This window comes from Streptomyces sp. NPDC008092 (assembly GCF_042957285.1).
In the GTDB taxonomy this organism is placed as follows: Bacteria; Actinomycetota; Actinomycetes; order Streptomycetales; family Streptomycetaceae; genus Streptomyces.
The window spans coordinates 40,054-60,356 of record NZ_JBIBHY010000009.1 but is presented as its reverse complement, the minus strand read 5'-3'; the positions used below and the strand labels follow the sequence as shown (position 1 = coordinate 60,356).

The following is a 20,303-nucleotide window of genomic DNA, read 5'->3' as shown; positions in this document are numbered from 1 at the left end:
TGCAGCAGCCACCGGCACGGGAGGGACAGATGACCGCAGGGGGACGCACGGGCCGGCCGCCCCTGACCGAGGAGCGCAAGGCCGAGATCAGGCTGGAGATCGCCCGCGCCGCGGTGGACCTGTTCGTCGCCCAGGGCGTGGCCGCGACCACCGGCGAGCAGATCGGGCAGGCGGTCGGCGTCTCGGCGCGCACCGTGTGGCGCTACTTCCCGAGCAAGGAGGCCTGCGTACGGCCGCTGTTCGCGGCCGGTATCGAGGCCGTCGCCGACTGCCTGCGCGCCTGGCGCCCCGGCCAGCCGCTGCAGGAGGCCTTCGAGGACGCCGTACCGACCGACAGCCGACTGGTGCGCAGCCCGGACCGCGCCACCATGGGCGCCCTGGTCCGGCTCACCCGCGACGAACCGGGCCTGCGCGCGGAGTGGCTCCAGTCCTACGACGAGGCCGAACCGGCGTTCGCCCGTGCCCTCGCCGACCGCTCCGCGCTCGCCGCCGACGACCTGCGGCCCACCATCCAGGCGGCCATGTTCAACGCGGCCCTGCGCGCGGCCGTCGAGCACTACGCCTGGCGCGTCGCCGACGGGACCACCGACCCCGCCACGGCGGAGGCCGAGCTCACGGCGACCATGCGCTCGGCCCTCGCGGTGGTGGCGGAGGGGCTCGCCTAGCGACGGCTGTTGTAGGCCTCCGCCCGCAGCGCCGGACGGCCCGCGGAAACAGCCCCCGACGGCCAGGACACGCTGACGGCCTGTGTTTCTCCGGGCAGCAGCCACAGGTAGTTGTGGCTGTAGAGCGCCGGCAGCACACGGTGACCGGTGGACTCGTCCACCAGGGACAGCCGGACCATGGCGGCGACGGCCGGGCCGCGGTTGCGGACGGTGGCCGTCAGGGTGCGGCGGTCTCCCGAGCGGGACACCGGCCCGGCCGACACGGACACGGTCACCTGCCGCGCCCTGCCGAGGGCCTGCATGGCGGCGGGGTCGCGGTAGCGCCAGTACGTGTTGCGGGACAGCTCCTTGCCGTCCGCGTCGGCCAGGGTCAGCCGGAGCAGGTGCAGGCCGGGCAGGTCGTCGCTCCAGCCGGCGGTGAACGCCTCGGCGGTGGCGGCCCGTGCCACGTCCACCTTCGCCGTCCGGGCGCCGCCGAGCTGCCGGCCGGACAGGTCGTACAGCCGGGCCGTGACGGAGGCGCCGCGGAGGTCCGCCCGGGTGTGGTTGACCGCGAGGACCTGCCAGTTCACCGGATCGGCCTGGACGTGCAGCGGTTCACAGGCCGAACGGGCGCCGTAGTACGTGCCGTTGACGTCGAAGTCGTAGTCGTAGGTCTGCCAGACGGTGCTGTGCCACGCAGGGTGGGACATCCACAGCATCAGGCCGGTGGCGTTGTCCCAGAGGTTGGCGTTCCAGGCCTCGAACATGGCGCGGGTGTTCTCGAAGTTGACGAACTGCGCCTTGCGGGCGAAGTCGTCCAGGCCGGTGGCCTCGCCCAGGCGGCTCTCGACGGCCGCCTTGTAGTTCTGCGGCGCCTGGTTCCCGCGCTCGCTCCAGTCGTGGTAGTACCAGGCGCCGCCGATGGGCCACTCCGGCTCGTCGCCCGTCAGGTTGCGCAGGCTCGCGGCGGTGGAGACGACCGGCATGCCGATCTCGGTGTGGAAGCCGAAGTCCTTGCTGCCGTAGGTGCCGGGGTCGAAGTACTTCTCCGGCTCCACCCAGCCGTAGGGACCGCCGCCCGTGACGATGCCGCCCGCCGAGTTGTTCTGGTAGAGCAGCCCGGGCACCTGCTGCTCGACGGCCTCCCGCATGCCCTTGTCGATCGCGGCCGGCGGGTTGCCCTCGTTCGCCCCGCACCACACGGCCACACAGGGGTGGATGCGGTACCGCAGCACGGTGTCCCGGGCGATCGAGTTGAAGGCGTCGTGGTCCGGCGGGTCCATGCCCCAGGCGTTGGGGAAGTCGTTCCAGACGAGGATGCCGTGCCGGTCGCAGGCGGCGAAGAACTCCTCCCGGTCGCTGCTGCCGACCCAGTTGCGGATCATGGTGAAGTTCATGTCGCGGTGCATCCGCACGGCCGCGTCCATCCGGTCCGCCGGCATCCGGCGCAGCAGTTCGTCCCAGCCCCAGTTGCCGCCCCGGGCCAGCACCGGCACGCCGTTGACCGTGATCCGCAGCGGATCGGGGGCGTTCGACACGGACTTGACGTCGGTCCACTGCTCGCCGTCGGCGGACACCTGGATGACGTACGTCTTCGGGTACGCCGTCTCCCAGACGACCGCCACCCGGTCGAAGGACCGCGCGGAGCCCAGGTCCACCCGGATCCACTGGTGGTCCTCGTACTGCGACGACCAACGGGTGCCCGCGTCGCCGTCGGTGGCGTTCGAGGCGGGGTGGTCGGACTCCTCGGTGGAGGCCGTCGCCGTCCGGTGCAGGGCGAGGTCGGTGCCGGGAGCGGTGCTGTCGATGACGCCGAGCGACCACAGCGAGTTGCCCCAACTGGTGTTGCGCAGCCCGCAGTCGAGGCGGACGTAGCGGGCACTCTGCCGGTCGAAGTCCTCGACCTGCAGGCTCGCGTTGCCGTCGTTGAAGGGCAGCGGCACGGCCGAGTTGTCCACCGCCCGGACATCGGTCCACTCGGTGCCGTCGGCGGAGACCTGCACCACGAAGGTCCGCGCGTACGCCCGCTCCCAGGTGAGGTCGACCCGGTCGAAGGACTGCGACGAGCCCAGGTCGACGCTGATCCACTGGTCGTCCTCGTACGCCGAGGACCAGCGGGTGTCCGGGTCGCCGTCCGTCACGTTGGCCGGTCCGTGGTCGTCGCCGTCCGTGCTGGAGGCGTCGGCGGACGCGTGCAGGGCGAGGTCGGTGGCCTGCCGGGTGCTGTCCCGCACCGCCAGGGTCCACAGCGAACTGCCCCAGGAGGTGGCCCTGGTACGGCAGTCGATGCGGACGTGCCGGGCCTGCTGCCGGTCGAAGGCGACGGTCTGGGTGTACGCGTCGCCGGACGCGGTGAACGGCAGCGGCACCTTGTACTCGTAGCCGAACTGGCGGATGCCGAAGCGGGTGGTGCGCCGGTCGCTCTCGGTGCCGTCGACCGACGCGGTCAGCGTGAGGTCGTACAGGTCCGGCTCGCCGAGGCCGTTCGGCCACCACAGCCTGGGACTGCTCAGCCGCAGCTGCCGGAAGGCGTCGGGGGCGAAGACGACGTCGGTGCTGCCGCCGGCCGGCACGGTGACCGTCCTGGACACCCGGACCTCGCCGAACGCCGCGGTCACGGTGGCCGAGTGGTCCGCGGTGTCGGCGTTGCGGACGGGGACGACGACGGTCAGCTCGGCGACGGAAACGTCCGGCAGGTTGGGCAGGTTCGTGTCCACGCGGGGGTCGCCGATGACGACCTGCCCGGTGGATCTGAGCCGGACGTGGTTCCAGATGCCCGCCGCGCGGTCGCGGACGGCCGGCATCCAGTCCCAGCCCGAAGAGGCCAGGTAGGTGGGGGAGTTGAGGTTCATCTGCCCGGCGCCCGCGTCCACCCACGACTCGCCGAGGGGGCCCTTGTCGCCGGGGCTGCCGGGCACGGGCATGGGGGTGATCCGTACCGCCAGCGCGTTCGCCTGGTCCGCGGCGAGCAGCCCGGTCACGTCGTGGGCGGAGCGGGCGAACGGGTAGGTCAGGCCGCCCACGCTCTCGCCGTTCAGCCAGATGTCGGCCCGGTGGTTGACGCCGTCGAACTCCAGCCAGATCCGGCGCCCGGACCCCGTGCGCAGGCCCCGCGGCAGCTCGAAGTCCCGCTTGTACCACCAGGAGTGCCGCGACAGCGCCTCCGGTATGCGCAGGTTGTTCAGACCGGACACCGGGTCGGGCAGCCTGCCCTGGTCCACGAGGGAGCCCAGGACCGTGCCGGGGACGGTGGCGGGCAGCCAGCCGCTCGTGTCGACGCCGGTCTTCGACAGACCGGGGCCGTCGTCGCCCGCCCAGTCGTCCAGGGTGAGCCGCCAGCCGGACTCCAGCGGCACGGTGCCGTCGTCGGCCACGGTCAGCCCGGGCGCCGCGCCGTGCCGGGTGCCCCAGTCGGTCCAGCCCGTCGCCGGGGGACGGTGCCCCTGGGGGATGCCGTACACCTCGAAGCCGTTGAGGCCCAGCGGCAGGGGACCGGAGCGCCTGCGGCACGTCATCCGCACCCGGCGTGCCGAGGCCGGGCGGGGCAGCCGGACGTCCACCACACCGCCGGTGCCGGCGGTCGTGCGGTGGACACTCGTCCACGACTTCCCGTCGAGGGACGTCTCGACCACGAAGTCGAGCGCGTAGCTCGACAGGATCTCCTTGCCGGTGGTGCCGTCGGCCGGGTTCCCGGTGGCCGGCGGTGTGAACACCGGGTCGGCGGCGTCCGCTTCGAAGGTCAGGCGGATCCGGGTGACCTCGCACGCCGCCTGCAGGTCCACGGCGATCCACTGCGGGTCGCCGTCCCCGGCCCGCCAACCGCTGCCCCGCACGCCGGGTGCGGACAGCCGGTCGACGGCGAAGGAGCCCGGGGTGGCGGCGTAGGCGGTCGAGGAGACCGAGACGGGCCGGTGGAGGGCGAGTTCACCGGGCGCGGCGGGCCCGGCCGGGGTGCCGGCGGGAGTGGCGGCCGCGTCTGCCGCCGGGAACACCGAGCCGAGTCCGAAACCGGCCAGCAGGGTGGAGCCCGTGGCGACTATGGACCGCCGCGACGGATGGCGCGACGGATCCGGCTGATCTGTCATGATTCTGACGTCCCATCAGAAAGCGGCGGGGTGGGCCGGATCGGCTCCGGACGCCCCGCGTCGAGCACAATGACAACGTTGCCAAAGGCTGTGGCGCCACGGGCTTCCTGTCAAGACCTGATGCGTGGATCGACAGCTGCCCGGCAGGCGTGCGGCCTGGGCGGGGTCAGTGGGTGGGGTGGTTTCGGCATTCGCTTACGCGAAGTTCCTGGTGGCGGGGAATGCGGGTGTACCTCCGGCTGGCCCGGTGCGGTCCGAGCCCGGACGCGGCCCGGGGGCTGTCACCGGGTCGGCCGATGGGGTGGTGGTCACCGATGTGACGGCACGTCAGTACCCGAAACGGGTACAGCGATCCGAAGCGACGGACTTCGTTCAACCCGGCGGTGGTCGAGGTGATGACAGTTACAGACGTGAATGATCCCGGCCGCAAGCCGCCCGGCGTGTGGTGCCCGCCGGAAGCCGAGGGGCGGCGCGCGCCGTGACGGGCACCCTGGACGCCGTCACCCGGTACCTGGCCGCGGCCGGCGATCCGCCGCAGCTCCTCCCCGCACGTCAGCAGATGGCCTTCACCCTGGGCTTCCACATCATCCTGGTGCCCTTCGGGGTCGCGCTCACCACGCTGATGCTCATCGCCAACCACCGCGGTCTGCGCCGGGGCGACGCCGAGGCCCTGCTGCTGGCGCGGCGCTGGTCCAAGGTCGCCGCCGTGCTGTTCGCCGTCGGCGCCATCACCGGCACCGTCCTCTCCTTCGAACTGGGCATCCTCTGGCCCGGCCTGATGGGCCGGTTCGGCGCCGCCTTCGGCTTCCCCTTCGCGATCGAGGGGCTGTTCTTCTTCCTCGAAGCGATCTTCGTGTCGATCTACATCTACGGCTGGGACCGGCTGTCGCCGTGGACGCACTTCTGGACCGGCGTCCCGGTGGCGCTCTCCAGCATCGGCGGCGCGGCGGCCGTCATCGCCGCCAACAGCTGGATGAACCAGCCCGGCGGAGTCACGCTGCGCGACGGCCGGGTCGTCGCCGTACGACCCGCCCAGGTCTTCTTCAACGGGGCCTTCTGGTGGGAACTGCTCCACATGCTGCTCGCCGCCTACATCGTCGCGGGCTTCACGGTGGCGAGCGTCTACGCGGTCGGCATGCTGCGCGGGCGGACGTCCCGCTACCACCGCACCGGCTTCCTCACCGGCTTCGTCACCGCCGCCGTGGCGCTGCCCCTCCAGGTCGTCGTCGGGGACACCATCGCCCGGTACGTCTTCCAGGCCGAGCCCGCCAAGTTCGCGGCCGTCGAACTGCTGCCGGCCACCGGCACCCACGTTCCCGAGACCCTGGGCGGCGTCCTCGTCGACGGACGCGTCAGGTACGGGCTCCCCCTGCCCGACATGGCGTCCCTGCTCGCCGGCTTCCGGCCCGGCACCCGGATCCTCGGACTCGACGCGATCCCGGCCCGGGTACGCCCGTCCGACCAGGCCGTCAGCACCGTCCATCTCGCCTTCGACGTCATGGTGGGGCTGTCCTTCGCCCTGCTCGCGCTGGCCGTGTGGTTCCTCTGGCTGTGGTGGCGGCGTCGTCCGATCGCCGCGCAGCGCTGGTTCCTGCGCTGCTGCGCGGTGAGCGGTCTCGCCGCGCTGGCCTGCCTGGAGACCGGCTGGATCGTCACCGAGGTGGGCCGCCAGCCCTGGACGGTCGTCGGATACCTCCTCACCCGGGACGCGGCGACCACCCGCGGCAACCTGTGGTTCCTGTTCGCCGCGGTCCTCGTCATCTACGCGGCCGTGGGAGCGGGCGCCGCGACGGTGCTCCTCTCGATGAAACGCCGGTGGCAGACCGAGGGCGGCGACAGCGTGGCCGTTCCCTACGGACCCGGTGCCGGCCCCGATCTCGCCGGCGTGGCCACGGGAGCCGAGAAGTGACGGCGAACCTCGTCGCCGTCTTCCTGTTCATCGGCGTCGTCGCCTACAGCCTGCTGGGCGGCGCCGACTTCGGTGCGGGCTTCTGGGACCTGACCGCGGGCGGAGCCGACCGGGGCCGGCAGCCGAGGCACCTGATCGACACCTCGCTCGGCCCGGTGTGGGAGGCCAACCACACGTGGCTGGTCTACTGCCTGGTGTTTTTGTGGTCGGGCTTCCCCACCGCGTTCACCGCCATCACCACCACGCTGTACCTTCCCCTGGGCATCGCCGCCCTGGGCATCGTCCTGCGCGGCGCCGGCTTCGCCTTCCGCAAGGCCACGCTCCGCACCGGTGAACAACGTGTCTACGGCGCCGCGTTCGCGGCCTCCTCCGTCCTGACGCCCTACTGCTTCGGCTCCATCGCCGGCGCAATCGCCTCCGGACGGGTGCCCACGGGGGGCGACGGAGACGCCGTCGGCAGCTGGCTGAATCCCACGGCGGCGCTCGGCGGCGTGCTCGCCGTCCTGGTCTGCGCCTACCTCGGCGCCGTCTACCTGAACGTCGCCGCCCGGCAGCAGCGTTCGCCCGCTCTGGAGCGCTGCTTCCGTGACCGGGCCCTGCTCGCCTCGGTGCTGACCGGAGCCGTCAGCGTCGCGGGCATCTTCGTCCTCCGGCAGGACGCCCCTCGTCTGTTCCACCAGCTCGGCCACCGTGCCCTGGCGCTGGTCGTGCTCGCGGCGCTCTGCGGCATCACGACCGTGCTCCTGCTGCTCCGCCACCGGAGTACGGGTCTGCGCGCGCTCGCCACCGCGGCGGTCGCGCTGGTCGTCCTCGGCTGGGGCGTCGCCCAGTACCCCTACCTCCTCGGCACCCACCTGCGGATCGCCGACGCGGCAGCGCCGGACGCCACCCTGAAGGTGACGATCGGCGTGGCCGTCGTCGCGGGGCTCCTCATCTTCCCCTCCCTGGCCCTCCTCTTCCTGCTCGCCGGCCGGGGACGACTCCGGCCGGCACCGCAGGAGAGCGTGCCGGCCCCGCCGCCCCGCGATTCCTGAAATCGGCCAGGTCTCGCCTCCGAGGCCCGCTGGACCCTGCCATGACCAGGGAGTGCTCAGACCTTCCGGTAGGTGTACGCCTCGGCGGCCGCCGCCTCCACCGCGTCGAGGTCGGCCCCGGTGGTCGCCGTGACGACCGCGGCGACCGCGCCCTCGACGAACGGGGCGTCCACCAGGCGGGTGCCGTCCGGGAGTTCGTCGCCCTCGGCGAGCAGCGCCTTCACGGTGAGCACCGCGCTGCCCAGGTCGGTGAGGACGGCGACCCCGGCGCCCCGGTCCACGGACGCCGCGGCGGCGGCGATCAGCTCGGCGCTGGTGCCCAGCCCGCCGCCCTCGGTACCGCCCGCCGCGGCGACCGGTACCGGCGTGCCACCGCCCGCCAGGCCCTTGGCCAGCTCCGCGACGGACGCCGCGACCTCCGCGCTGTGCGACACCAGCACGATCCCGACCAGCTTGCCGTCACTCACCGGCTGCCTCCGCGAGTCCCGCGACGAGGAGCGCCGACGAGGTGGCGCCCGGGTCCTGGTGGCCGATGCTGCGCTCGCCGAGATAGCTCGCGCGGCCCTTGCGGGCCTGCAGCGGGATCGTCGCCTCGGCGCCCTGCTCGGCGGCGGCCCGCGCCGCGCCGAAGCCGTCGCCGAGCGCGTCGACCGCCGGCACCAGGGCGTCGATCATCGTCTTGTCGCCGGGCGCGGCCCCGCCGAGCGCCATGACCTTGTCCACCCCGGCCCGCAGCGCCTCGGCGAGCTCGGCCTCGCTGACCTCGGCCGCGTCACCGAGCGCCTTCCCGGTGCTGCGCAGCAGCGTGCCGTACAGCGGGCCGGAGGCGCCGCCGACCGTGGAGATCAGCCGGCGCCCGGCGAGCGTCAGGACGGCACCCGGGGTGGCGGGCGCGTCCTTCTCCAGCGTGGCGACCACCGCCTTGAACCCGCGCTGGAGGTTGCTGCCGTGGTCGGCGTCCCCGATGGGGGAGTCGAGGGCGGTGAGCCGCTCCGCCTCGCGGTCGACGGAGGCGGCGGTCGCCGCCATCCAGCGGCGGAAGAAGTCGGCGTCGAGCACTGGATCTCCTTGCGTAGCGGTACGGACGCGGGTCGGTGCCGGTGGGTGCTGCCTGTCCCTCACATGCCCCAGCGCAGCGCCGGTGTCCGCACCGGCGCGTCCCACAGCCGCAGCAGTTCCTCGTCGACCTGGCAGAGCGTGACCGACGCACCGGCCATGTCCAGGGAGGTGACGTAGTTGCCGACCAGTGTGCGGGCCACGCTCACCCCGCGCTCGGCGAGCACCCGCTGGACCTCGGCGTTGAACCCGTACAGTTCGAGGAGCGGGGTCGCGCCCATGCCGTTGACCAGGACGAGGACGGGGTTGCGCGGCGGCAGGTCCTCCAGGACGGCGTTGACGGCGAAGTCGGCGATCTCGCCGGACGTCATCATGGCGCGCCGCTCCCGGCCCGGTTCGCCGTGGATGCCGATGCCCAACTCCAGCTCCCCCGACGGCAGATCGAAGGTCGGGGTGCCCTTGGCCGGAGTGGTGACGGCGCTCAGTGCGAAACCGAAGCTGCGGGAGTTCTCGTTCACCTGGCGCCCGACGGCCTCCACCCGCTCCAGCGGCTGCCCCTCGGCGGCAGCCGCGCCGGCGATCTTCTCGACGAACAGGGTGGCGCCGGTGCCGCGCCGGCCCGCGGTGTAGAGACTGTCGGTGACGGCCACGTCGTCGTTGACGAGCACCTTCGCGACCTGGATGCCCTCGTCCTCGGCGAGCTCGGCTGCCATGTCGAAGTTGAGCACGTCACCGGTGTAGTTCTTCACGATGAACAGCACGCCGGCGCCGCTGTCCACGGCCGCCGCGGCCCGGGCCATCTGGTCGGGGACGGGAGACGTGAACACCTCGCCCGGACAGGCGGCCGACAGCATCCCGGGACCCACGAATCCGCCGTGCAGCGGCTCGTGCCCGGAACCGCCGCCCGACACCAGCGCGACCTGCCCGGCGACGGGCGCGTCCCGCCGTACGATCACCCGGTTCTCCACGTCCACGGTGAGGTCGGGATGGGCCGCCGCCATGCCGCGCAGCGCGTCCGCCACCACGGTCTCCGGAACGTTGATCAGCATCCTCATGCCGTCCTCCAAAATACGTTACCAGGCTAGCCTCTGACCTGCTCCTTTGCAGGCCGGAGGAGGTTTCTCCGGCTCCTGCTCCCGGCGCCCCGCCGCGGTCCGGTGCGGGTCGCAGCGGGGCCGGTTCCGACTCGGTGCCGACTTCGGTGACCGTTCGTCAAGTACGGGTGGCGGCAGGGACAGGGACCGCGATCGGCGTGGTTCTCCTCAGCGCAGTATCGACCTTGAACGCGCGAAGGTCACCTGGGCGGACTCGTGAAGCGAAGCGGAGGGGTCAGGCTGCTTCCTGGCAGCCTGTGACGCCGGGGATCGCGCGTCGGCCGGGTCCGCCGCAGTGTCGCCGTCGGCCTGACGGCCCGCATTCGGCAGGCGGCTGCCGAACTCGCCGCTCACCCGGGCACGGTGGACTTCGCGGCGCCGCCCCGCCCGTGACGCGATGACCGCGCACGGATGAGCGCTGCTCGCGGACTGCGCATCGTCGCGGCGGGGCGGCATGCGCGGACGTCGAGGGGCAGGCGGCAGTCATTGCCCGGATCGGCCAAGGTGTCCGGGGGCCGGCCGGGGGCTGATGGGCATGCCCGGACGGCCGCAGCCGGATCGTGCTCGTGCGGGGGACGACGGCCACGAGATGAGTTCCGGGAAGGGGGCACGGTCGGCCCGCCACATGCCCTGCCGGGCCCGGAGCACGCCGGCGGGGGACGCCGCCGGAAGCGGGCGGCGGCTCGGGCTCCGGCTTGAGGCCGTCGGCGATCGGATAGACAGTGAGAATCATGAACCGGCACCGGCAGCCACCGCGGCGGGCTCCGTGGATCGTGGGCGGAGCGGCCGTCGTGGCCGTGGGGGGCGGTCTGGCGGCGTGGGCGCTGCTGTCGTCCGGCGGTGGCGGTAGTGCCCCCCACGCGACGTCGTCACCCGGGGTGACGGCCTCGCCGTCGACGCCGAGTCCGTCGCTGCCCTCTTCGTCCCCCTCATCCCCTTCGCCGTCCCCTTCGCCGTCCCCTTCGCCGCGGCCGTCGGCCCCGAGTTCACCGGCCCCGGCGACGCCGAAGCCCCCGCACACCGCCGCGCCCAGGCCGCCCCGGACCGTACCGCCGGTACCGACCGCCACCCGGCCGGCGCCCCACCGGACGACCCCGGCTCCACCACCGCCGGTGCGCGGCACGCCGACCACGAGGCCGGCACCTCCCGCCACGCAGACGCCCAGACCGACCGTGACCCCGCACGGGCCGACCCCGACCCCGTCCCCGCCCTCGCTCCCGCCCTCGCCGTCCCCCACGACGACGCGGCCTAGCCCGTCCCCGTTCACCTCGCAGCCCGCGCGGACACCGGTGCCCGTGACCCCCGCCCCGACGATCACCGGCAATGCGCCGGGAACGACCACCTGGGTCACGTCCCCGGAGGCGCTGGCAGCCGCCAAGCGGATGGCGGCTGCCAAGGTGGTCGGCGACCCGGTCTGCTCGCTGTCGGCCGTGGGACAGCCGAACCCGAGCCTCGTGCCGCAGGTCCGGCGGATCGCCGTCGGGCACTATGGCGACTACTGGTGCCTGATCTGGTAGCCCGCCACGGGCACAGCGGCACAGCGGCACAGCGGCACAGCCGCGGCCGGGCGCGCCGGGGGGGGCAGGCATCGCACGGGGTGCGTCCGGTGACACGTTCACTCGAATGGGTGACTGGGTGATCAGGCGTCTGGCCACCGCATGCTGTCCCCTGATCGGCGGAGCCCCGCCGGCCGGTGATGCCGGTGGTGCCGGCGGTGCCGGCGGGAGTCAGTGGCGCGGGGGGGGCGGGGGCCGGCCCGGCGCGCCCCGGGGGCCACCCCCGGGGGGTGGCCCGGGCGGGGGGCCCCCCCGGCGCCCCCGGGGGGGGGCGGGCGCCGGGGGCGCGACGCCCGCGGGGGGGGGGGGGGGGGGGGGGGGGGGGGGGGGGGGGGGGGGGGGGGGGGGGGCGGGCCCCGCCGCCGGTGTCCATCGCGGGTCTCTGCCGCTGAGGGCCAGCGCACGGTCGAGCACGGGTGCGTCCGGGTCCTCGGGTACCTCGTCGCCGAGCAGGCCGAGCCCGCGCATGCGGGGTGCCTCACGCGAGTACACCGCGAACGCGGCTTCGGCCAAGGACGCGGGAACGGTGTGCCGTTGCCCCGTCGCCGCCGTCATGTCCCAGGCGTGCACGGTGAATTCGGCGACCAGGATCCCGCCGAGCGCGCTCGCGGGCATGGGCGGCCCGCCGAGGCCGGCCTCTCCCTCCCACGCGGCCGGCCCGGACCAGGCCCTGGCCGCCGGTTCCGCACAATCGGCCAGGAGCCGGGCCCACTCGGACTCCGGCCGTTCGGCGAGGAGGGGCACCGGGTTCGCGGTCAGCAGGCCCGGATCCGATGCCGTGCGGTCGCCCGTGTCCCTCGTCATCAGCAGCATCATGGTGATGTGATTGATGAGGTCCTTCACCGTCCACGCCGAACACGGCGTCGGATTGCGGTACCGGTCGACCGGTACAGCGCGGACCACGTCCACGACCAGCTCGATACTCTGCGTCAACTCCCGTGCCCTCGTCGCCGGCAGCATGGCGCGTCCCTCCTTCTCATGGCCCGGGCCAGGGCGAGTGGTGCCGTCCCGTCGGCCTGCCGGGCAAGAGCACGGATCCCTAGTCGATGAAGACGCTCCACGCGGTGGCGTTGAGGTTGTCGGCGAGGAAGATGTCGGTCCCTCCCAGGCGCTTCTCCCAGGACGGCATGAGTTCGGCCGCGCGGGCGGTGACCGCGTCCATCCAGACCTTGATCTCCGCCTGCCTGTTGTTCGCCGGCACCTTGGCGGCCGCCGCGGCTTCCTTCATGTCGACCGTGCGCAGTGCCTCGGAAGCTGCGGCGCGCAGGTCCCGTATGTACTCCCGGTTCGTGGCCACGTCCTCCGGCGTGCCGGGCAGCGCCATGTGGCCGGTGACGACGGTCTCGTAGTCGTACTCCAGCAACTGGTCCATGGCGTCGAAGTACGCGGGCACGTGCGCGGAGAAGTACAGCCGGAAGAACGGCGCGCTCTTCGGGCTGAAACTGTCCATCGCTCCCATGAGTTTCAGCTCCGGCAGGTGGATGAACAGGTTGCCGGCCTGATGCCAGTCTCCCGTGTAGTCGAGGACGAACCGTACGCCGTCGACGTCCATCTCCTTGCGCCGGCCGCTGAAGGTCTCGGTGGGCAGCGGGCGCCGGTCGTCGTTCTTGACCTCCTTGATGAACTCGCCGGTGATCTCATGGGAGATGATCTTCAGCCCGTTCCGCTTCAGCAGGTGAGCCGCCCCGATGTGGTCGGCGTGCGCGTGGCTGTAGATCAGGTGGGTGAGAGGCTTGGGGGTGACCGACTCGATCGCCTCCAGCAGCCGCTCCCCGAGGAACGGCGAGGCGTCCACGAGGACGACGCCGTTCCGCGTCTCCACGAACATCGTGTTGACCATCCCCTGGGTGACGAAGTGGGCACCTCCGCCCAGGTCCTCGACGACATACCCGGACTCCGGGATGTCCGGGCCCAGGGCGAAGTCGGGCACAGGCGCGAACTCGGTCATGGTGATCTCCTTCGGGTGTCCTCCGGCTGCCTCACCGGAGGAGATCGTCCCCTTTTCGGCCAGCATGACCCGCTGTGCCGGTGTGTGGGCGGCTCAGGGGCGCCCTGCCGAACCTAGGTCCGAGTGGTCCACCTTCAGCGGACCGTCACAGGATGATCGCCCAGGGTGCCGCGACCGGCGTGCTGGTCGCGGCCTCAACGCCTGTGGGCACTGTCGCTCACCGCGGTGACCGGATGAGGGGGAGGCGGGGCGCGGGGATGCCGGGATGAGCCCGATGAGCGGGATGAGCGGGATTTTCGCGGTGCTCAGTTCGAGGGCGCCTCGGAAGAACCGCGTTCGGGTACGCCCGCCGGGGCGCTCCAGGCGGCGAGCACGCGGAGCGTCTCCGCGGAGGCCGAACCGGGTTCCGCGGTGTAGAGGCAGATGCTCAGACCGGGGTCGGCGGGCAGGGCCAGGATCTCGTAGGAGAGGGTGAGTTCGCCGACCACGGGGTGCTTGAGGCGGCGGGTGCCGTGGGCGCACTGGTCGACGCGGTGACCGGCCCACCAGGCGGGGAACTCGGGAACCGTCACGGAAAGTTCCGCGACGAGTTCGCTCAGCAGCCGGTCGTCGGGGTGGCGGCCGGCGGCCAGCCGCAGACTTGCGACGATCGCCTCCGCGATGTCCTCCCAGTCCTGGTACAGGTCGCGGGCGGCGGGGTGGAGCAGGACGTACCGGGCGAGGTTGCGGTCGCGGTACGGCAGCGCGTCGAAGTCCGTGATCAGCGCTTTGGCGAGGTGGTTGGCGCCCAGGACGTCGGTGCGATGGTCGAGGACCAGGGCCGGCGAGACGTCGTCGAGGACGTCCAGCATCTGGTGGACGGCCGGACGCAGCCGCGGAACCGGACCCGGACGGTGCCGGTCGGTGCCGGGTGTCCGGGGGCGGGCGAGTTCGAGGAGGTAGCCGCGTTCGGTGTCGTCCAGGCGCAGGGCGCGGGCCACCGCTTCCAGTACCGTCTCCGAGACGTGGGGGTGCCTGCCCTGTTCGAGCCGGGCGTAGTAGTCGGTGCTCACCCCGGCCAGGCGGGCGACTTCTTCGCGGCGCAGCCCGGGGACCCGGCGGGTACCGCTGCCGGATGCCGTTCCGCCGTCCTCGGGGTCGGGGCGCACGCGGGCCCGGCGTGAGCGCAGGAAATCACCCAGCTCACCGGTCTGGTCCATGCCTCCAGTGATACCACCGCGGCGGTGTGAACGCCGGGGAACCGGGCGCGGTCACGATCACCGGTGTCCCGGTCGGTGCGCCACCGCACCGACCGTGGCCGCCGGACCGGCGATCCGCCGTCGGCCTCACCCGTCGGCGAGAGTCGCCTGCAGGGTGACTTCCGGGACACCCGCCAGCGCACGGCTGACCGGGCAGTTCGCCTTGGCCGACGCGGCGAACTCGCGGAACTCGGCCTCCCCGATCCCGGGGACCCTGCCCCTGGTCACGAGTTCGATCCTCGTGATCGTGGGAGCGCCGTCGACCGGCCGCAGCGTCACCGAGGCGTCCGTGTCGATGGACTCGGCGGGGAAGCCGGCGTTCGCCAGAGTGCTGGCCAGTGCCATCGAGAAACAGGTGGCATGAGCCGCACCGATGAGCTGCTCCGGGTTCGACCCGGGGCCGCCCTCGAAGCGGGACTTGTAGGTCACGCCCCCGGTGATGCTGTCACCGGCGACGAAGGTCCCGGACCCGCTGGGGATGTCGCCGTTCCAGGTCGCATGTGCTTTCGAGACGGGCATGGGTCCTCCTGGTGTGGACGGTCGGGTCGGCGAAGCCGCCGATGCCGGCATCGTTCCCGACGGTGGGGGCCCGCGACATCACCTGTACAGGTGATCGGCAGCGACCGCCGGCGAACTGCCACGCCCCCTGCGCCCCGGCGATCTCGCCCGCCCGGCTCCGCGCGGGCGCCCGCGACCAGGTCATAGCTGCGGCGACCCCGCGTGCGGGGACGGTACCAGGGCCTGGAGCGCGGACAGGGCGCCGTCGGCGACCGGGGACGGCGGGGCCGCCTCGGGCGGCACCCTGCGGAAGGCGCTCGGGGACATGCCGTAGACGGCACGGAACCGGCGCGAGAAGTGGTAGGCGTCGGGGAAGCCGCACCGCAGGGCTATGGCGCGCAGCGAGAGGTTGCTCAGCCACAGCAGCGGCTCGGCCCTGGCCAGGCGGAGCCGTTCGAGCCCGGCGACGGGGCTGACGCCCAGGTGCCGCCGGCAGATCCGGGACAGGGTGCTCTCCGAGACGCCGGCCGCCCGGGCCAGCCGCTCCAGGGGGAGCGGGCGGGCGACGCCGTCCGACCAGTGGCGGCGGACCGCGGCCATCATGGCGAGCAGCGGCTCCGGGAGCGCCGGTGGGCCGGTGCCGGTGCCGTGCACGAAGGTGAGGAGCAGCAGCCGCAGAGTCTCCTCGGCGTGCCGCTCCCAGCCCGGCGGGCGGGCCGCGCCGAGCGTCAGCAGGTACTGGCAGAGCGCGGCCGTCGGGTCGCCCCGGCCCGTCAGGTCGCGGACGACCGGCCAGCCGGTGTCGTCGGTGGGTGCCGGGTCCCCCGGGGCGGTGGGCAGCCGGAAGTGCGTGTACGCGTGCCGGGTGGGACGGCGGGCGTCCCAGTGGAAGGTGTCGCGCATACCGGGGCGCACCAGCAGCAGCGAGCTGGGACTCAGGGGCACGGTCAGGCCGCCGCAGACCCAGCGGGCGCTGCCGTGCAGCAGCCAGACGAATTCGTACGACGCGGCGTCCCGGGGGCCGAAGACCGAACCGGGCGGGTAGTCGGCGACGGCGGGACCGAGCCGGGACAGCAGCGCCGGGGTCGGCGGCGGGACGCGGTCCGTCATGGTGGCCTCACCTGTCACAGCCCCCGGACCGGTCGCGCCGCACCCGGGGCCTGCGCACGTCGGCGGTGCCCTTGTAGGCGTACGGGTCCCGGCCCGCGACCAGCACGATGTCCCGGAAGTCGGCCTGGGCCATGGGAACTTCGGCCTCGGGAGGCGCCCAGGGCAGGAGGGACGAGGCGCTCATGTAGTGGTTGACCAGGGCCCGGCGGAAGCCCCGCCGGCCGGTGTTGGGCAGCGACCTGTGCAGCAGATAGCCGTTGAAGAGCAGCACCGATCCCGCGGAGACCTCGACCGGGAGCGCGTCGGCGTCGTCGTAAGGGAAGCCGTAGGACTCGACCGTGCAGTCGTAACGGGCGTCGTCGTGCTGCCGGTTGGGGTAGATGACGCCGGGGTGGTGCGAGCCCGGCAGGACCCAGAGGCAGCCGTTGTCGACGGTGGCGTCGTCGAGGGCGAGCCAGGCGGCGGTCAGTGACCGGTCCCGGGTGGGGATGAACATCTCGTCCTGGTGCCAGGCCTGGCCGGGCTTCCCCTCGGACTTGACGAACAGCATCGACTGCATCGCCTTGACGTCCGGCCCGATCACCTCGGTCAGCGGTCCGACGACGGCGGGATGGCGCATGGTGCCGAGCATGAGCGCCGACAGCTTGTGCGGATAGTGCACGCACAGGAACCGCCGTACCGTCTCGTCGTCGCTCTCGCCCGCGACCGGCGGCGGCGCCCCCTCGACGGCACCCCGGTGGCCGCGGCAGATCCGCACGGTCTCCGCCCGCAGTTCCGCCACCTCCTGCGGTGTCAGGGCGTCCGGCAGCACCGCGTAGCCGTCCCGGTCGAAGCGGGACGCGAGGCTGTCGTCGACGGTGTTGTCGGCCATGTCCCCGATGTTCGTGGACATCGGGTCCGCGTGCCATGGCTCACCCGGGCACGGGGATGGCGAATCCGGTCACGGCGCAGGATCCGATCATCTGTCAGAAACAAGCCTGACAAAGGGCGTTCACGTGTCTTGACGGCTTTCGTCGCATCCGAGTAGCGTCATTCGGCACTTGCTAATACGTATTAGCTGGGAGTGCTCATGGCCCCTCCCGAACGGCGCAGACGCTCCACCCAACGGGACATCGCCCGGCGCGCCGGCGTCTCCCAGGCGACGGTGTCGCTGGTGATCAGCGGAGGCGCGGCGAGCGCGCAGATCGCGGAGCCGACCCGGCGGGCCGTGCTGGCGGCCGCCGAGGAACTCGGCTACGCGGCCAACGTCGCCGCGCGCAGCCTGAAGGGCGGCCGGAACCGGCTGCTCGGGCTCTACACCTTCGAGTCGGTGTTCCCGACCGACCAGCGCGACTTCTACTACCCGTTCCTGCTCGGCGTGGAGGAGGAGACGGCACGGCAGGGCTACGACCTGCTGCTGTTCTGCTCGGGCGGGAGCCCGGCCGGTGCCGCGAGCACGGGCGGCGCCACGGGTGCTGCCGGTGGGCCCGGGCCGGAGCGGTCCATCTACGCCGGCGGCACCAACCGGCTGAAGATCGCGGACGGCTGCGTCCTGCTCGGCCGCAACGTCCGCCGCGAGGAGCTGTCCGCGCTGGTCCGGGAGGACTTCCCGTTCGTCTTCGTCGGACGCCGCGAGGTGGACGACGGCGAACTCTCCTACGTGGCCGCCGACTACGTCTCGGCGACCGCGGCCCTCGTCGCCGAGCTGGCGCGGCTCGGCCACCGGCGGATCCTGTACCTGCGGGCTCCGGAGGACAGCGAACCCACCCGGGACCGAGAGGAGGGATACCGGCGCGGGCTGGCCGACGCGGGCATCGCCGTGGACGAGACGCTGGTCCGGAGCCTGCCCGATCCGGCGGACCTGACGGCCGAGCGGCTGGCACGGTGGATCGAGGAACTCGGGATCACCGCGCTGCTGGTCGAGCCGACCGAGGACGACCGGCTCACCGGGGCGCTGGCGACGCTGGCCGGCACGGCACGGGTCCGGTTCCCGCAGGACTGCTCGCTGGCCCTGCTGGGCGACCCGCCGTCCTGGACACCCCAGTCACGGGACTGGACCCGGTTCTCGCTGCCCCGCGCCCAGATGGCGGGGGAAGCCGTGCGGGTGCTGGTCGAGCTGCTCGACCAGGAGACTCCCGAACCCCGGCAGCTGACCGTGCCCTGCGCCTTCGTGGCGGGCGACTCGGTCGGACCGGTGCCGGCGGCACCGGCGGCGCACACCGGTGGCTGGGGGCCGGGCACATGATCCGGATGATCGTGCACCGGCTGCTCATCGGGGTCTTCGTGATGTGGGGCGCCGCCTCCCTGATCTTCCTCATCGTCCGGGCCGCCCCCGGCGATCCGGCGACCGTCCTGCTCGGCCCGGACGCCACCCGCAGCCAGATCGACCAGCTGCACTCCTCGCTCGGCCTCGACCGGCCGCTCGGGGCGCAGTACCTCAGCTACCTCGGCGACGTCTGCCGGCTCGACTTCGGCCAGTCGCACTGGCTCGGCAGGTCCGCGATGGGCGCGGTCCTCGACCGGCTGCCCGCCACCGTCGACCTCACCGTGACGGCCACCGTGATCGCGGTGGTCGTGGGACTGACGCTCGGCATGCTGGCCGGGGCGCGGCCGGGCGGCCTCCTGGACCGGGTGGTCTCGGCCTGCACGATCGCCCTCCAGTCGTTCCCGACGTTCTGGATCGGCATCATGCTGGTGCTGGTCTTCGCCCTGACCCTGCGGCTGCTGCCCAGTTCCGGGGTCGGCACCCCCCAGCACCTGGTGCTGCCCGCCGTCACCCTCTCGTTCCCGTTCGTCGCGATCATCGCCCGGCTGACCCGGACCAGCCTCGCGGAGACGATGCGCGAGAGCTACATCCAGACCGCGCTCTCCAAGGGGCTGACCGAGCGTCAGGTGCTGTTCGGTCACGCCCTGCGCAACTCGCTGATCCCGGTGGTGACCGTGGTGGGCGTCCAGGTCGGGGCGCTGGTCGGCGGCGCCGTGATCGTCGAGAACGTGTTCGCCTGGCCCGGTCTCGGATCGCTCGTGGTGGAGGCGGTGGCCAACCGCGACTACACGGTCGTCCAGGGCGCCACCCTGCTCATCGCCGGCATCGTCGTCGTACTCAACCTGATGGCCGATCTGCTCATCGCCCAACTGGACCCGCGGATCCGGACGGGAGCCGTCTGATGGCCGACCTCGCCGTCGCCGCCGGGAAGCCGGCGGCAACTCCGCGGCGGGCACCGCGCTCGCTCCTGTCCCGGGTCCCCGCCGTGGTCGTGGGCTGCTACCTGCTGGTGGCCGTCGCCGGGCCGCTGCTGATCCACTACGACCCGGTGCACACCTCCCTGGACGACCGGCTGCTCGCCCCCGGCGCCAAGGTGTCCACCGGGGGCACGGCCTGGCTCGGCACGGACGGGCTCGGCCGCGACATGTTCGCCCAGATCGTCTACGGGGCCCGGACGGCGGTGCTCATCGGCGTGTCCACGGTCGCGCTGTCCGGTCTCGTCGGGGTTCTCCTCGGGTCCGTCGCCGGCTACTTCCGGGGCGTCGCCGACGCCGTGCTCGCCCGGGTCTTCGACGTCCTGCTGGCCTTCCCCGCGATCCTGCTGGCGATCGTGATCGCGGGCGCCTTCGAGCGCAGCGCCCTGCTCGTCGTCGTCGCGCTCTCGGCGACCGGCTGGATCGGCTTCGCCCGCGTCACCCGGGGCATTGCGCTCTCCCTCCGGGAACGGCCCTGGGTCGACGCCGCCCGGGTGCTGGGCGTGCCCGGCCGGACCGTCCTCGTCCGGCACGTGCTGCCGTTCACGGCGGGACCGGTCGTCGCCCTCGCCACGCTCGAATTCGCCCTGGTGGTGCTGGCGGAGGCGGGGCTCAGCTTCCTCGGCATCGGGCTGCCCCCGTCCACCGTCTCGTGGGGGCAGACCATCGCCAACGGCAAGGAGTACCTGGAAACGCAGTGGTGGATCTCCACCCTGCCGGGCATCGCCCTGTCCCTCCTGATCGTCAACGTGGGCATCCTCGGCGACCAGCTGACCGCCCGCTACGGGCGCGGCCGCCCCTACTAGCGCCCCCCTGCCGGAACCCCCGGCCCGCCGTACGAACGCACAGCGACGCACAGCGCCTCACCCACCGGCTGACTCCGACCGACCCTCGATCGAGAGGAGCACC

At 72.9% G+C, this 20,303-nt stretch carries 17 protein-coding genes; 7 read left to right on the top strand and 10 right to left on the bottom strand.

Annotation, left to right across the window (positions count from 1 at the left end; all coding sequences use genetic code 11):
- The first annotated feature begins 29 nt into the window (after nucleotides 1-29).
- Nucleotides 30-665: a TetR family transcriptional regulator gene (locus ACFZB3_RS28210; protein ID WP_391379940.1), complete on the top strand. Its 636-nt coding sequence runs from the start codon at nucleotides 30-32 to the stop codon at nucleotides 663-665.
- Here ACFZB3_RS28210 and ACFZB3_RS28205 read toward each other — a convergent pair.
- Nucleotides 662-4,732 (bottom strand): discoidin domain-containing protein, encoded by a 4,071-nt coding sequence (locus ACFZB3_RS28205; protein WP_391379938.1) that lies wholly within the window; start codon nucleotides 4,730-4,732, stop codon nucleotides 662-664. The genes ACFZB3_RS28210 and ACFZB3_RS28205 overlap by 4 nt on opposite strands.
- 478 nt (nucleotides 4,733-5,210) lie before the next feature.
- On the opposite strand from ACFZB3_RS28205, the gene ACFZB3_RS28200 reads away from it, so the two are divergent.
- Nucleotides 5,211-6,641, top strand: coding sequence for a cytochrome ubiquinol oxidase subunit I (locus ACFZB3_RS28200; protein ID WP_391379936.1), 1,431 nt, complete (start codon nucleotides 5,211-5,213; stop codon nucleotides 6,639-6,641).
- Nucleotides 6,638-7,675, top strand: coding sequence for a cytochrome d ubiquinol oxidase subunit II (locus ACFZB3_RS28195; protein ID WP_391379933.1), 1,038 nt, complete (start codon nucleotides 6,638-6,640; stop codon nucleotides 7,673-7,675). The genes ACFZB3_RS28200 and ACFZB3_RS28195 overlap by 4 nt, the downstream gene beginning before the upstream one ends.
- 56 nt (nucleotides 7,676-7,731) lie before the next feature.
- On the opposite strand, the gene ACFZB3_RS28190 is transcribed toward ACFZB3_RS28195, so the two are convergent.
- Genes ACFZB3_RS28190 through dhaK form a run of 3 tightly spaced genes read right to left on the bottom strand, consistent with a single transcriptional unit; the run spans nucleotide 7,732 to nucleotide 9,786 of the window.
- A complete protein-coding gene (locus ACFZB3_RS28190) occupies nucleotides 7,732-8,142 on the bottom strand; it encodes a PTS-dependent dihydroxyacetone kinase phosphotransferase subunit DhaM (RefSeq protein ID WP_391379931.1) in 411 nt (136 codons plus the stop codon).
- On the bottom strand, nucleotides 8,135-8,734 hold the full coding sequence (gene dhaL, locus ACFZB3_RS28185; RefSeq protein ID WP_391379929.1) for a dihydroxyacetone kinase subunit DhaL: 600 nt from the start codon (nucleotides 8,732-8,734) through the stop codon (nucleotides 8,135-8,137). The genes ACFZB3_RS28190 and dhaL overlap by 8 nt, the downstream gene beginning before the upstream one ends.
- Before the next feature lie 59 nt (nucleotides 8,735-8,793).
- Nucleotides 8,794-9,786 (bottom strand): dihydroxyacetone kinase subunit DhaK, encoded by a 993-nt coding sequence (dhaK, locus tag ACFZB3_RS28180; RefSeq protein ID WP_391379927.1) that lies wholly within the window; start codon nucleotides 9,784-9,786, stop codon nucleotides 8,794-8,796.
- A gap of 1,328 nt (nucleotides 9,787-11,114) precedes the next feature.
- Between dhaK and ACFZB3_RS28175 the strand changes: the two genes are divergently transcribed.
- Complete coding sequence (locus tag ACFZB3_RS28175) at nucleotides 11,115-11,342, top strand: hypothetical protein (protein ID WP_391379925.1); 228 nt, start codon at nucleotides 11,115-11,117, stop codon at nucleotides 11,340-11,342.
- 210 nt (nucleotides 11,343-11,552) lie between these two features.
- On the opposite strand, the gene ACFZB3_RS28170 is transcribed toward ACFZB3_RS28175, so the two are convergent.
- The 6 genes from ACFZB3_RS28170 to ACFZB3_RS28145 all read right to left on the bottom strand — a co-directional run bounded on the left by ACFZB3_RS28170 (nucleotide 11,553) and on the right by ACFZB3_RS28145 (nucleotide 17,067).
- Nucleotides 11,553-12,341 (bottom strand): TIGR03086 family metal-binding protein, encoded by a 789-nt coding sequence (locus ACFZB3_RS28170; RefSeq protein WP_391379923.1) that lies wholly within the window; start codon nucleotides 12,339-12,341, stop codon nucleotides 11,553-11,555.
- A 79-nt stretch (nucleotides 12,342-12,420) separates the two neighbouring features.
- Nucleotides 12,421-13,329, bottom strand: coding sequence for an MBL fold metallo-hydrolase (locus tag ACFZB3_RS28165; protein ID WP_391379921.1), 909 nt, complete (start codon nucleotides 13,327-13,329; stop codon nucleotides 12,421-12,423).
- A gap of 305 nt (nucleotides 13,330-13,634) precedes the next feature.
- Nucleotides 13,635-14,528 (bottom strand): helix-turn-helix domain-containing protein, encoded by an 894-nt coding sequence (locus tag ACFZB3_RS28160; protein WP_391379919.1) that lies wholly within the window; start codon nucleotides 14,526-14,528, stop codon nucleotides 13,635-13,637.
- A gap of 126 nt (nucleotides 14,529-14,654) precedes the next feature.
- Nucleotides 14,655-15,086, bottom strand: a complete 432-nt coding sequence (locus ACFZB3_RS28155) for an OsmC family peroxiredoxin (protein ID WP_391379917.1) — start codon at nucleotides 15,084-15,086, stop codon at nucleotides 14,655-14,657.
- 180 nt (nucleotides 15,087-15,266) lie between these two features.
- Nucleotides 15,267-16,175, bottom strand: coding sequence for a helix-turn-helix domain-containing protein (locus ACFZB3_RS28150; protein WP_391379915.1), 909 nt, complete (start codon nucleotides 16,173-16,175; stop codon nucleotides 15,267-15,269).
- Between the two features lie 7 nt (nucleotides 16,176-16,182).
- Nucleotides 16,183-17,067, bottom strand: coding sequence for a phytanoyl-CoA dioxygenase family protein (locus ACFZB3_RS28145; RefSeq protein WP_391379913.1), 885 nt, complete (start codon nucleotides 17,065-17,067; stop codon nucleotides 16,183-16,185).
- Nucleotides 17,068-17,244: 177 nt separating this feature from the next.
- On the opposite strand from ACFZB3_RS28145, the gene ACFZB3_RS28140 reads away from it, so the two are divergent.
- Genes ACFZB3_RS28140 through ACFZB3_RS28130 form a run of 3 tightly spaced genes read left to right on the top strand, consistent with a single transcriptional unit; the run spans nucleotide 17,245 to nucleotide 20,200 of the window.
- A complete protein-coding gene (locus ACFZB3_RS28140) occupies nucleotides 17,245-18,399 on the top strand; it encodes a substrate-binding domain-containing protein (protein WP_391379911.1) in 1,155 nt (384 codons plus the stop codon).
- On the top strand, nucleotides 18,396-19,322 hold the full coding sequence (locus ACFZB3_RS28135; protein ID WP_391379909.1) for an ABC transporter permease subunit: 927 nt from the start codon (nucleotides 18,396-18,398) through the stop codon (nucleotides 19,320-19,322). Before ACFZB3_RS28140 ends, ACFZB3_RS28135 begins: the two co-directional genes overlap by 4 nt.
- A complete protein-coding gene (locus ACFZB3_RS28130; RefSeq protein ID WP_391379906.1) occupies nucleotides 19,322-20,200 on the top strand; it encodes an ABC transporter permease subunit in 879 nt (292 codons plus the stop codon). The genes ACFZB3_RS28135 and ACFZB3_RS28130 overlap by 1 nt, the downstream gene beginning before the upstream one ends.
- Nucleotides 20,201-20,303: the final 103 nt, after the last annotated feature.